Genomic DNA, 11,992 nt, shown 5'->3' on the forward strand with positions numbered 1-11,992 from the left:
CCCCCAAGGGAACGCCCTTCATCCCCGGCAACCCGCCTGAACAATGCAAGAAGCCCAGGACCCCCCGGCACCGCCGGGGACGTCCTGGGCTCCTTGCCGGGAAACCCTACTTGGTGACCTTTTCCGCGGCCTCCTTGGCCTTGGCTTCACCCTTGGTCGCGCCCTTCTTGGTCTTGGCGTGGCCCTTGGCGGTGGCGTCCTTGGCCTTGGCATCGCCCTTGGCCACCGCGGCCTTGGCATAATCGCCGCCCACGGGGGCGGCCCCGGCCTTCTTGTCGGCCTTGGCCTTGGCGGCGTCGACCTTGGCTTCCGCCTTGGCCTTGCTTTCATCGGCCTTCTTGTCGGCCTTGGCCTTGGTCTCCTCCACCTTCTGGTCGGCCTTGGCCTTGGCGGCCGCCTTCAGTTCGTCCATGGACTGGGCGGAGAGGGTGAGGGCGGCGGCTGCGAACAGGATCATCAAGCGCATGGGTACCTCCGGATGGTTCTGGAATCTTAGGTTCTATTCGCCGGCGACGGAAGTCTCGACCTTGCGGGTCTCCACATTCGCGCCCTCGGCCTTCACGTCGATCTCCACGCGCCGGTTCCGGGCCTGGCCGGCCTTGGTGGCGTTGTCGGCGATGGGATGGTCGGGGCCGGCGCCCTCGGTGCGGATGGAGGCCGCGGGAATGCCCGAATCCGTGAGGACCTTGGCCACCGCGTTGGCGCGGCGCAGGCTCAGGGCCTTGTTGAAGGCCGCCTTGCCCACGGAGCTGGTGTGGCCGCTCACCACGAGGGTGTAGCTGCCCTTGAACGTCTTGAGGCTCTCGGCCACCTTGCGCACGGCCTGGGTGCCTTCGGGCGAGATATCGCTCTTCCCGTTGGCGAAGTGCAGCACGGCCTCATCCAGGACGATCTTGGCGGGGGGCGGGGGCGGCGGGGGAGGCGCCACGGGCGCGGGGGGCGGGGGGGGAGCCACGACGGGGGCCGGCGGCGGCGGCGGGGGCGGCTCGACCTTGGGGGCGGGAGCGGGTTCGGGGGCGGGGGCGGCCACGGGCGCCGGCGCGGGCTTGGCGGCCTGCCCCCAGCGGAAGCCCAGGGTCACCAGGCCCAGCACCTCGGTGTAGGACTTCTGGGTCTCGATGCGGACGCCCCGGGCCTCCAGGCCCAGCAGGAAGTTCTCGCCGAAATGGCCCTGGACGCCGGCGCCGGCATGGTAGCTGAAGCGCGTGGTGTAGCCGTTGCTGAAGGAGAAGGGCGTGTCCACGGTGGTGGAGCCCGCCCCGGCCCGCAGGTAGGGCACCCAGGTGGTGGCGCCCGGCGCGAGGTTGAAGAGCCCGGAAAGATGGGCATGGTACTCGTCGGCGGTGAACCCGCCCACCTTGCTCTTGAGCTGGGTGCCCAGCACCGACACTTCCCCGCCCCAGCGGGACGAGAACCACTGGCCCATGGAGAACCCGAAGGCCGGATTGTCCTTGGCGCCGCGTTCGCTGTTGGCCTGCCAGTCATAGCCGGCCTGCATGCCCAACCACTTCTGGCCCTCCTGGGCCGACAGGGGGCCGGCCACCAGGGCCAGGGCGGTTGCGAGAGTCATGAATTTCATGGTCAGCCTCCAGGGAGTGTGATCGATCCACCATTGTCCACCCGAGTTAACGGATTTTTCCTTACATTTCCCTACAATCGGCCTTCTGCTAGTCTGGACCGTCCGATGCCCCCGACCGTTCCCGAGCCCCAAGCCCCTTCCGCCGGCCTCCAGGTGCTGGTCTGCGAGGACTCCCGGCACATGCGGGATTATCTGGTGGCCGGCCTGGAGGGCCTGGGGATCCAGGTCGCCGGCGTGGAGAACGGCAGGGCCCTGGACGCCGCCCTGGAGGCCCGGGACCCCCAAATCGTCCTCCTGGACGTGGGGCTGCCCGGGGAGGACGGCTTCTCCATCGCCCGCCGTCTGCGGCGCGAACGGCCCCGGCTGGGCATCATCATGCTCACCGCCCGCCATGACCTGGAGGACCGCATCCGCGGCCTGGACGGCGGCGCGGACCTCTATTACGCCAAGCCGGTGGACCTGCGGGAACTGGCCTCGGCCATCAACAGCCTCCGCAGGCGCCTGGGGGGAACCGGGGCCTGGCGCCTGGAGCCCCACGCCTCGCGCCTCCAGTCCCCGGCCGGCGCGGCGGTGGACCTCACCGACCTGGAGCTGCGGTTCCTCACCCCCCTCCTGGAGCGCCCCGGCGAAGTCGTGGAGCGGGAGCATCTCTTCCTGGCCCTGGACCAGCACCCCGACATCTACGCCTCCCGGCGCATGGAGACCATGGTGAGCCGGCTGCGCAGCAAGGTCCGGCGCCTGTGCCCCGGGGAGCAGCTTCCGGTGAAGGCCCGCAACGGCAGGGGGTACGCGTTCCTGGTGGACTACTGAGGCAGCACCAGCTCGGTGCGGCGGTTCCGGGCGCGGTCCTGCTCGGTCTGGTTGGAGGCCACCGGGAAGGCGCTGCCGAAGCCCTGGGCCTTCATGTGCTCCCGGGACACGCCCCGGGCCTCCAGGTCCTGGGCCACGGAACGGGCCCGGGCCAGGGACAGGGCCAGGTTGAAGTCCGGGGTGCCCAGGGTGTCGGTGTGCCCGCAGATGAGCACGTCCACGCCCGTGAAGTGGGTCTTGAGGAGCGAGGCCTGCCGGTCCAGGAGCGGCAGGAATTCCGCCCTGAGGTCGGCCTTGTTCAGTTCGAAGGTCACGCCCGCGCCGTAGTCGAACACCAGGATGCGCGCCAGCCCCAGGGCCTTGGCCATGGCGGAATTCCCCGTGCCGAACACGAAGAGCACTTCGGCCCGGTCCAGGGCCAGGAAGCGGATGCGCTTCTCCACCACCGGCTCGGCGCCGGAGGTGGCGGTGAGCTCCAGCAGGGCGTCCAGGGATTCCACGGTGAGGGTGCGGGGGGCGGTGCCCACGGGCCTCCCCGCCAGGAACAGGGCGGTCCCCGCGGGGTAGGAATCCACCTGTACCTGGATGGCGGCGGCGGGGAGGACCCGCGGCTTGCCGCAGGCCAGGGAAAACAGCACCAGCGCGAGGGCGCAAAGGATTCTCATCGTGCCTCCTGGAAATCCACGGCGATGGCGACGGACGCCTCGACGGGGCGGCCCTGGGCGTCCAGGGCGGGGCTGAACCGGTACTTCAGGGCCACGGCCCGGGCCGCCTGGGCACAGGCGGGCTTCACGTCCGAAAGGATCCGGCAGCTCTTCACGAGGCCGTCCTCCCCCACCACCAGCGCGGCCCCCACGCTCAGCCCCGCGCATTCCCCGGCCGGGGCGGGCGCGAGCCCGTCGCCCAGGAGCCGCGGGTAGGTCACGGGCCGCCGGGGAAGGACCTCGGCCGCCGCGGGCCGGGCCCTGGGCCGGGGTTCAGGCTCCGGCGGCGCCGCCGCGGGCGCGGGGGCCGTCCGGGGCGCCTCGGCCCGCGGGGGCGCCTTGGGCGCGCGAAGGAACGGCATCAGCGCCGCCGCGGCGGCCGCCGCCGCCAGGCCCAGGATCCACCAGGGACGGCCCTTGGCCCGGGGCAGATCGGCCGTGGGCGCCACCTCGGGCAGGGACCGGCGGCGCAGCGGGAAGTCCCCGGCCACGGCCAGGGGCCGGTTCCAGGCCATGCCCGCCTCGGCGCAGGCGGCCAGGAAGGCCTCCCGCATCTCCGCCGCGCCGGCCCACCGCCGGTTCCGGTCCCGGGCCATGCTGCGCATGATCACGGCCGCCAGGGCGGGATGGAGGCCCGGGCACGCGGCGGCCAGGGAGGGCGGGTCCTCCTGCAGCCGGAGCAGGAGGGTCTGGAGCACCTGGTCGGACCGGAAGGGGAGCTGACCGGCCAGGGCCCGGTACAGGGTCACCCCCAGGGAATACAGGTCCGACCGGGCATCCACCGCTTCGCCCAGGGCCTGTTCGGGGGCCACGTAGGCCGGGGTGCCCAGCATGTGGCCCGTGCGGGTGTCCATGGGGTTCTCCACCGCCTTGGCGATGCCGAAGTCCGCCAGGAACGGGGTGCCCGCGGCGTCGAAGAGGATATTGGCGGGCTTGATGTCCCGGTGGATGACCCCGTGGGCGTGGCTGAAGGCCAGGGCCTCCAGCACCGGCACGGCCACCTGGGCCGCCATGGGCCCGTCCAGGGTGGCGCCCCCGTCCAGGATCACCGCGAGGGAAGGCCCGTCCACCAGCTGCATGGAGTACCAGGGAATGCCGCCGTCCTGGCCGAAGGCGTGGATGCGCACGATGTGGGGATGCTCCAGGGAGGCCGCGATGCGGGCCTCCACCGCGAACCGCTCCTGGCCGTCGGGATCCGTGAAGGGGTTCGTGAGGATCTTCAGGGCCTCCAGGCGCCCCAGGGACAGGTTCTCCACCTCGTAGACCGTGCCGGCGCCGCCCTCCCCCAGGAGCGTCCGGAACGCGTACCGGTCCGCGAGGCGTTCCACGAGAAGGGCCGTCCTGCCGTCGGTAGCCACGCGATCCTCTCCCTCCTGTCGGGGTGCACGTATCATGATCGCATGAACCGGTTCACCCTCCACGTTCCAGGGCATCCGCCCTTCCTCCTGGCCCGGGACCGCGCGGAGGTGGTGCTGGGCCGGGCCCCGGGGGTGGACATCCTGCTCCAGGACGCCGCCATCAGCCGCCGCCACGCCAGGTTCGCGTGGAAGGAGGACGGGGTCTGGGTGGAGGACCTGGGGTCCCGCCACGGCACCTTCCGCAACGGCGCGCGCATCAAGGCCCCCGCGCGCGTGGCGCCCGGCGACCGCATCGCCCTGGGCCCCCTGGAGCTCCGGCTGGAGCCCGTGGCCCCCGCGGACCTGGAGGAGACGAGCCTTTCCCTGGAGGACGTGCGGCTGTGGGCCGGCGCCCAGGAGGGTCCGCTCAACTGGCGGGAGGCCCTGGAGCTGCTCCACGGCCTGAGCCTGATGGCCCTGCGGGACCTGGAGCCCGAGCGGTTCCTGGGCGACCTCCTGGACCGGCTCTTCACGTTCCTGCGCGCCTCCCGGGGGGCGGTGCTCCTCCGGGACGCCACGGGGAACCTGGTGCCGCTGGCGGTGCGGGCCCTGGGCCCGGAAAGCCCCCTGGGCCTGCCCCTTTCCACCCTGGAGGCCACCATCTCCCGCCGCGCGGCCCGGCTCTTCCGGGAACCCGAGGCCAGGGACCCGGAGGCGGAGGGGTTCCTGGCGGAATCCCGCACGGCCTCGGCCATGGCGGTGCCCCTGGAATTCGACGGGCAGACCCTGGGCCTCTTCTTCTTCGAATCCAACCGCGGACGCGGCGCCTTCTCCGAGCTGGATCTCCGGTTCGTGGCCTCCCTGAGCAACCTGGCCGCGGCCAAGCTCCTGCAGCAGACCCTGGCCGCGGAGCTGCGGGACCGGGAGGCCCGGGAGCGGGAACTGCGGGACCGGGAGGCCCAGGCCCAGGCCCGGAGCGAATTCCTGGCCCGCATGAGCCACGAGATCCGCACGCCCATGAACGCGGTGCTGGGCTTCACCCGCCTGGCCCGGGCCGAGGACCTGCCCCCCCGGGCCGCGGACTGCCTGCGCAAGATCGATCTCTCGGGCCGGGCCCTCATGGCCGTGGTGGACGACATCCTCGACTTCTCCAGGATGGAGGCCGGCAAGGTGTCCCTGGAGGCCCTGCCCTTCCGGGTCCAGGACGTCCTGTCGGCCATCGGCGACCTGTTCTCCCAGGCCGCCAAGGACAAGGGCCTGGCCCTGGAGGTGGCGTGCCCCGAGGCCCCCCCCTTCCTGGGGGACGCGCGCCGCCTCACCCAGGTCCTGGTGAACCTGGTGGGCAACGCCGTGAAGTTCACGGCCCGGGGGAACGTGGCCCTGCGGGCCGAGCCCGTCGAAGGGGGCCTGCGCCTTTCCGTCTCCGACACGGGCATCGGCATCGCCCCGGACCAGGCCGCGAAGCTCTTCGCCCCCTACGCCCAGGCCGACGAGAGCATCGCCCGGCGCTACGGGGGCACGGGCCTGGGCCTCTCCATCGCCAGCCACCTGGTGGAGCTCATGGGCGGCGCCCTGGAACTGGAGTCGGAGCCCGGGCGGGGCAGCACCTTCGCCTTCACCCTTCCCCTGGCCCCCGCCTCCGCCGCGGACCTGCGGGGCCGGCGCATCCTCCTGGTGGAGGACAACGCCCTGAACCGGGAACTGGCCGAGGGCCTCCTGCGGGAGGCGGGGGCGGAGGTGGACCCCGCGGCCACCGGGGAGGAGGCCCTGGACCGGGCCCGGGTGGCCCCCTACGACGCGGTGCTCATGGACCTCCACCTGCCGGGCCTGGACGGCCTGGAGACGGCCCGGCGCCTGGGGGCCCTGGGCCTGGGCCTGCCCATCCTGGCCATGACCGCCGAGGCCGGGGCCCGGGAGCGATGCCTGGAGGCGGGCATGGCCGCCTGCCTTCCCAAACCCATCGAGGCCCGGGCCCTGGTGGAGGCCCTGGCCCTCCGGGCGCGTCCGGGGCCCCTGGAGGCCCTGGCCGGGGTCCTGGACCTGCCCGGGGCCCTGGGCCGCGCCGGCGGCAGGCGGGACCTCCTGGCGCGCTTCCTGAGGGGCTTCCTGGACGACCCCATCCTGCCCGCCCACATCCGCGAGGCCGCCCGGCGGGGGGACCGGGACGGCGCCCGCCGCCTCGCCCACGATCTCAAGGGCCTGGCCGGCAACCTGGGCCTGGACCCCGTGGGCGCCCTGGCCGCCGAAGTGGAGGACCGCCTGGCCGCCGGAGGTCCACAATGGGAGGAGGCCTGCGCCCGCCTCGAGGGGGCCCTGGCCCCCTTCCTGGCCCAGGGCGCCCTGGCCTTCACCCAAGGAAATCCATGACCCTGCGCACCTGGCTCCCCATCTCGCTCCTGGTGGTCTCCAACATCTTCATGACCTTCGCCTGGTACGGGCACCTGAGGTCCCAGCGGGACGCCCCGCTCCTGGCCGCCATCCTCACCAGCTGGGGCATCGCCTTCTTCGAGTACCTGCTCATGGTGCCCGCCAACCGCATCGGCTACGGGCGCTATTCCCTGCCCCAGCTCAAGGTCATCCAGGAGGTGGTCACCCTCTGCGTCTTCGCGGTGTTCGCGGTGCTCTACATGCGCCAGCGCCTCACCCTCAACCACGCCTGGGCCGCCCTGTGCCTCGTGGGCGCCGTGTTCTTCACTTTCCGGAAGTAGGGCGCTCCACGGCGCAGGACACGGGCTCGCTCCAGGCGCTGGTGCCGCCGTCGTTCAGGGCCCGCACGCGGTAGGCGTGGGTGGAGCCCGGGGCCAGCCCCTTGTGGAGGTAGGGACTGGACGCCCCCGCCACCACGCCGTCCACCATGAGCTCGTAGCCCGTGGCCCCCGGCGAAGGGCTCCAGGTCACCACGATGCGCCCCGGTCCCGCCGCCACGGCCGCCAGCCCCTGGGGCACCGCGGGCGCGGTGGTGGCCTGCCCCGAGAAGACCCGCCACAGGGCCGGCGCCGCCGGGGGCTCCAGCCCCTGGCGGGAGGTGTGCCCCTGCAGGCACAGATAGTCCACCCCCAGGTAGCTCACGAGCTGCCTGGGCGTATAGGCGACCCCCGGGGCCCAGGCAGGATGGACATTCTGCGCGGGAGCGACGAGCACGGCCAGAAGTAGCGTTTGCGGCACCATGGAACCTCCACCGCCGACCCCACTATGCGCCCGCCCCCCCCCAAAATCCAGAACCCCTGCGCACGAATCGTAGGGTTCCGGACCTTCGCGCCGGTTCGTCCTCGCCGGACAAGCCGGCGAGGACGGGATGGAGGAAGGGACGGGGGGGCCTTGCTGCGCCCATTTCCTTCGCCGGGCGGCTCGGGGTGGGGAACGTGGGGGCTCCCCCGGGGGCCCCGGGGCGGGAGGGCGGCTTCAAAGCCTTGGTGGATCCGCTTCGCGTGCGGCCACCCGGTCCCGGCCGGCGCCGCCGCTGATTTCCTGGCCACCCTCACAAATCAACGTCGGCGCCGCGCCCCCGCTCCCGCCCCACTCGCAGCGCGTCCCCAAGCCATAGGCCCTCCCGGAGAGCCCCAGCCCCCCCCACCTCACCGCCCAACGAAGCCGGAACGCGGCAGCACCCCTCGCCCGTCCCAAGGCCGTGAGCTTTCCGCTGGCGCAGCTTGCCTGCGCCAGCGAACCGGGGCGGGAATCCGGAACCCGGCCCCCGCCCCCGCCGGGTCCTAGTACTGCACGATCGGGTACGAGCCCTTCTCGATGAGCTGCGCGGCGATGGCGGCGCGGAGCTTGGAGCTGGAGGTGGGGACGAAACCGGCGAAGGCCTCGAGGTCGCCGAGGGCCTTGTCGAGGGCCTCGCCTTCCAGGACCTCGGCCAGGAGCATGCGGGCGTTGACCTGGACCTTGTGCCAGTTCTCGTTCACGTACACGTCGGCGAACTGGCGGGCCAGGTCGGCCCAGCGGTGGGCGGTGTCGGTCATCTTGCCGGCGCGCACCACGGCGCTCTCCATGGCGTAGATCTCGGTGAGCATGTCGGCGACGCGGGCGGAGGCTTCCTGGTTCTCGATGAGCTTCTGGCCGCAGACCTCCAGGGCGGCGGCGGCGGAATAGACGCAGAGGCGCTTGGCCAGTTCCACGGCGTGCATGGAGCGGCCCAGGGGGCCCGCGGGGGCCACGGGCACATCGGCCACGGAGCGGTCCAGGGGGAGGCTGCCGTTGCTGGCGCGCTTGAAGAGGGCGCCGGCGATGATGAGCCGGTTGATCTCGTTGGTGCCCTCGAAGATGCGGTTGATGCGGTTGTCGCGGTAGATCTTCTCGGGGGGGTACTCGCTGGAGAAGCCGTAGCCGCCGAAGGCCTGCACCGCGTCGTCCGCGGACAGGAACAGGGCCTCGCTGCCCCACACCTTGGCGATGGAGGCCTCCATGGCGTACTCGTCCATGATGTCGAGCTTGGCCTTGGCGGCGCCCTCCTCGTCCCAGCTGATGGCGTGCATGCGCTCGTCCACGTAGCCGATGGTGCGGAAGTTCATGGCCTCGCCCACGAAGATCCGGGTGCCGATGTCGGCCAGCTTGGACTGGATGAGGCCGAAGGCGTGCAGGGGCTTGCCGAACTGCTGGCGCTCGCCGGTGTACTTGATGGTGTATTCCAGCACGACCTTGGCGGTGCCGGTGCAGCCGGCGCCCAGCTTGAAGCGGCCGATGTTCAGGATGCCGAAGGCGATGCGGTGCCCGCGGCCCACCTCGCCCAGGAGGCGGTCCTTGGGGATGCGGCAGTTCTCCATGATGAGGGCCCGGGTGGAGGAGCCCTTGATGCCCAGCTTGTGCTCCTCCAGGCCCGTGGAGAACCCGGGGTCCTCCTTCTCGACGATGAAGGCGCTGAACTTGCGGCCGTCCACCTTGGCGAAGACCACGAAGATGTCGGCGAAGCCGGCGTTGGTGATCCACATCTTGCCGCCGTTGAGCACCCAGTGGTCGCCGTCCAGGGTGGCGGTGGTCTTGGCGTTCATGGCGTCGCTGCCCGAACCGGCCTCGGTGAGGGCGTAGGCGGCCAGCTTCTCGCCCGAGGCGAGGAGGGGCAGGTACTTGGCCTTCTGCTCGGGGGAGCCGAAGTACACGATGGGCAGGGTTCCGATGCCGGTGTGGGCGCCGTAGCTCACGGAGAAGGAGGCCTGCTTGCCCACTTCCTCCAGGAGCACCAGGCCCGTCTTCTTGTCCAGGTCCATGCCTTCGTAGGCTTCGGGGATCTCCAGGCTCAGGAGGCCCAGCTCGCCGGCCTTGCGCAGCAGGTCCTTGCTCAAATCAAGATCCACCTGGTTCAGGGCCGCGTCCTGGGGCAGGACCTCCCCTTCCATGAAGTCCCGGGCCGCTTCCCCGATGGCCTTGGTCTCGTCGCTCAGCTCCTCGGGGGTGAACTGGGGCTGGGAACCGATGGCCGAAAGGAGGAAACTGCCTCCGAAGAGCTTCTCGCTGGCACTGACTTCCATGAATCCTCCAAGGGGGGGGATGGGCATAACCCAGGCTTGTGAAGTTCACAGTTTAACCGGATGGGCTGACACGAGGGCCCCGGACCGTGGATCATGTGATGGAGGTGACAGGAATGCCCGAAGGAAAGAACGTCCAGGCCATGTTCTCCGGCATCGCCGGCAAATATGACCTACTCAATCATGTCCTTTCCCTGGGCACGGACTTCTACTGGTGGCGGCGCATGGCCCGGGCCTCCGGGGCCGCCCCGGGCCGCCGCTTCCTGGACGTGGCGGCGGGCACGGGGGATTCCTCCCTGGCCCTGGCCCGGCGGGGGGCCGAGGTGATCTCCACGGACTTCACCCAGGCGATGCTGCGCCTGGGGCCCGCCAAGTTCCGCCGCAAGGGGCGGGAAGGCCTCATCTGGGCCTCCGTGGGCGCCGACGCCCAGCACCTGCCCTTCCAGGCCGGGAGCTTCGACGGCATCACCATCTGCTACGGCATCCGCAACGTGGAGGACCGCGCCCTGGCCTACGGGGAGTTCCGCCGGGTCCTGCGGCCCGGGGGGCGCCTGACCATCCTGGAGTTCAGCCGGCCCCGCTTCGGGTGGCTGAGGGCGCTGTACGACCTCTACAGCCTGCGGATCCTGCCCCGGGTGGGCGGCTGGATCAGCGGGGACCCGGGGGCCTACACCTACCTGCCCGAGAGCATCCGGGCCTTCCCGGACCAGGCCTCCCTGGCCCGGGAGCTCACCGAGGCCGGCTTCCGGGAGGTGGGGTGGAAGGACCTCACCGGGGGCATCGCGGCCCTGCACATGGGCGTGAAATGAGGGCGGGACAGGGGTGATACACTGGGGACCAGGGCCCAAACCCCCAACCCGATCCTTCAAAAGCGAGGTTCCGCCGTGTCCAAACCCGATCCTTCCATCACCGCCGACCTCCTGAGCAAGCTCCCCGCCAAGAAGGTCGAGAGCCACAACGAACCCCACGTGCCCGTCCTGAAGAAGGCCACCGGCATGGGCCCCAAGGGCACCAAGCCCAGCGCCCGCTCCGCCGAGAAGGGCACCGTCCAGGGCCACACCCGCTCCTCCAACCGCGGCAAGTAGCGCCCGTCCGAAACCCCGGGGACCCCGCTGGCCCGCCGGCGGGGTCCCCGCGCACGGGATGCCCCCATGCCTGGAACGCTCTACCTCACCTTCTTCACCTTCCTCGCCCTCTTCCCCATCCTGAATCCCCCGGCCATGGCGCCGGTGTTCCTGCAGCTCACGGCGCACGTGGAGGACCCGGAGCGCAACCGGCTGGCCCGGCTCATCGGGACCTACACCTTCGCGTTCCTCACCTGCCTGCTCTTCATCGGGGGCTGGCTGCTGAAGCTGCTGGGCATCTCCATCCCCGTCATCAGCGTGGCCGGGGGCCTCCTGCTCTTCCATTCCGCCTGGCACATGCTCAACAAGGACCCCCGCATGAGCGAATCGGAAAAGGCCGAGATCCAGGACAGCATGAAGGACAAGGCCTTCTTCCCCCTCACCCTCCCGGTCACCGCGGGTCCCGGCGCCATCGCCGTCACCCTGAGCCTGGTGCCCGCGGGCAACCTCCTGGATCCGCCGGTGCTGCTGCGGTACGCCGCCGTGACCGGAGGCATCGGCCTCGCGGCGCTGGCGGTCTTCGTCTTCTACCGGTTCTCCAGCGCCGCCATCCGGAAGATGGGCGCAACCGGGGCGGCCACGGTGAGCCAGATCTCGGCCTTCGTGCTGCTGGCCATCGGGGTGCAGATCGTGTGGAACGGGCTGCGGGAGCTGATCCGGACGGTCTAGCCCGTCTTCCCGACCCACCCCATCTTGGGATTTCCGTCACCCTCCGCACGGGTTCCAGGACCTCGCAGCGCGCAGGAATGGCGAGCGGTTCCGGTTGAACCCCATTCCGCGGGTGATCCCCTCTTTCATCCCCTCCATCCTGTTCATCCGTTTCATCCCCGTTCCCGCAGGGCCAGGGCTGGGATGGGTCGGCGCAGGCAGATCAACTGCGCGCCGCCCCAACTCATCGCTGGCCCTGCGGGAACGGGGATGAAATGGATGAACAGGATGAAGGGGATCAGCGGTCGAACTCAGGCCGTTCCCG

General features: G+C 71.2%; 12 protein-coding genes. 6 read left to right on the top strand and 6 right to left on the bottom strand.

The window, feature by feature from the left end; translation table 11 throughout:
- Nucleotides 1-106: 106 nt before the first annotated feature.
- Nucleotides 107-466: a hypothetical protein gene (locus R2J76_RS17275; RefSeq protein WP_316412894.1), complete on the bottom strand. Its 360-nt coding sequence runs from the start codon at nucleotides 464-466 to the stop codon at nucleotides 107-109.
- A gap of 33 nt (nucleotides 467-499) precedes the next feature.
- Nucleotides 500-1,579: an OmpA family protein gene (locus tag R2J76_RS17280; RefSeq protein ID WP_316412895.1), complete on the bottom strand. Its 1,080-nt coding sequence runs from the start codon at nucleotides 1,577-1,579 to the stop codon at nucleotides 500-502.
- 105 nt (nucleotides 1,580-1,684) lie between these two features.
- Here R2J76_RS17280 and R2J76_RS17285 point away from each other — a divergent pair, with 105 nt between their 5' ends.
- Entirely contained in the window at nucleotides 1,685-2,389 is a 705-nt protein-coding gene (locus R2J76_RS17285) for a response regulator transcription factor (protein WP_316412896.1), read from the top strand.
- Here the strand turns inward: R2J76_RS17285 and R2J76_RS17290 are convergent.
- Complete coding sequence (locus R2J76_RS17290; protein WP_316412897.1) at nucleotides 2,383-3,054, bottom strand: OmpA family protein; 672 nt, start codon at nucleotides 3,052-3,054, stop codon at nucleotides 2,383-2,385. The two genes, R2J76_RS17285 and R2J76_RS17290, sit on opposite strands and share 7 nt — an antisense overlap.
- Nucleotides 3,051-4,451, bottom strand: coding sequence for a serine/threonine-protein kinase (locus tag R2J76_RS17295; RefSeq protein ID WP_316412898.1), 1,401 nt, complete (start codon nucleotides 4,449-4,451; stop codon nucleotides 3,051-3,053). The genes R2J76_RS17290 and R2J76_RS17295 overlap by 4 nt, the downstream gene beginning before the upstream one ends.
- Before the next feature lie 42 nt (nucleotides 4,452-4,493).
- Between R2J76_RS17295 and R2J76_RS17300 the strand changes: the two genes are divergently transcribed.
- Both R2J76_RS17300 and R2J76_RS17305 read left to right on the top strand, forming a co-directional pair.
- Entirely contained in the window at nucleotides 4,494-6,797 is a 2,304-nt protein-coding gene (locus R2J76_RS17300) for an ATP-binding protein (protein WP_316412899.1), read from the top strand.
- Nucleotides 6,794-7,138 carry a DMT family protein gene (locus tag R2J76_RS17305; RefSeq protein WP_316412900.1) on the top strand — a complete coding sequence of 115 codons (345 nt, stop codon included), beginning with the start codon at nucleotides 6,794-6,796 and terminating at the stop codon, nucleotides 7,136-7,138. The genes R2J76_RS17300 and R2J76_RS17305 overlap by 4 nt, the downstream gene beginning before the upstream one ends.
- On the opposite strand, the gene R2J76_RS17310 is transcribed toward R2J76_RS17305, so the two are convergent.
- Both R2J76_RS17310 and R2J76_RS17315 read right to left on the bottom strand, forming a co-directional pair.
- Entirely contained in the window at nucleotides 7,122-7,598 is a 477-nt protein-coding gene (locus R2J76_RS17310) for a carbohydrate-binding protein (protein ID WP_316412901.1), read from the bottom strand. The genes R2J76_RS17305 and R2J76_RS17310 overlap by 17 nt on opposite strands.
- Before the next feature lie 542 nt (nucleotides 7,599-8,140).
- Entirely contained in the window at nucleotides 8,141-9,898 is a 1,758-nt protein-coding gene (locus R2J76_RS17315; protein WP_316412902.1) for an acyl-CoA dehydrogenase family protein, read from the bottom strand.
- A gap of 113 nt (nucleotides 9,899-10,011) precedes the next feature.
- On the opposite strand from R2J76_RS17315, the gene ubiE reads away from it, so the two are divergent.
- The 3 genes from ubiE to R2J76_RS17330 all read left to right on the top strand — a co-directional run bounded on the left by ubiE (nucleotide 10,012) and on the right by R2J76_RS17330 (nucleotide 11,688).
- A complete protein-coding gene (gene ubiE / locus R2J76_RS17320) occupies nucleotides 10,012-10,704 on the top strand; it encodes a bifunctional demethylmenaquinone methyltransferase/2-methoxy-6-polyprenyl-1,4-benzoquinol methylase UbiE (RefSeq protein WP_316412903.1) in 693 nt (230 codons plus the stop codon).
- 75 nt (nucleotides 10,705-10,779) lie between these two features.
- The gene (locus R2J76_RS17325) at nucleotides 10,780-10,980 is read left to right on the top strand and encodes a hypothetical protein (protein ID WP_316412904.1); all 201 of its coding nucleotides are present in this window, start codon (nucleotides 10,780-10,782) and stop codon (nucleotides 10,978-10,980) included.
- 66 nt (nucleotides 10,981-11,046) lie between these two features.
- Nucleotides 11,047-11,688 (top strand): MarC family protein, encoded by a 642-nt coding sequence (locus R2J76_RS17330; RefSeq protein WP_316412905.1) that lies wholly within the window; start codon nucleotides 11,047-11,049, stop codon nucleotides 11,686-11,688.
- The last annotated feature ends 304 nt before the right edge of the window (nucleotides 11,689-11,992 follow it).

This window comes from Mesoterricola silvestris, assembly GCF_030295405.1.
GTDB classification, from domain to species: Bacteria; Acidobacteriota; Holophagae; order Holophagales; family Holophagaceae; genus Mesoterricola; species Mesoterricola silvestris.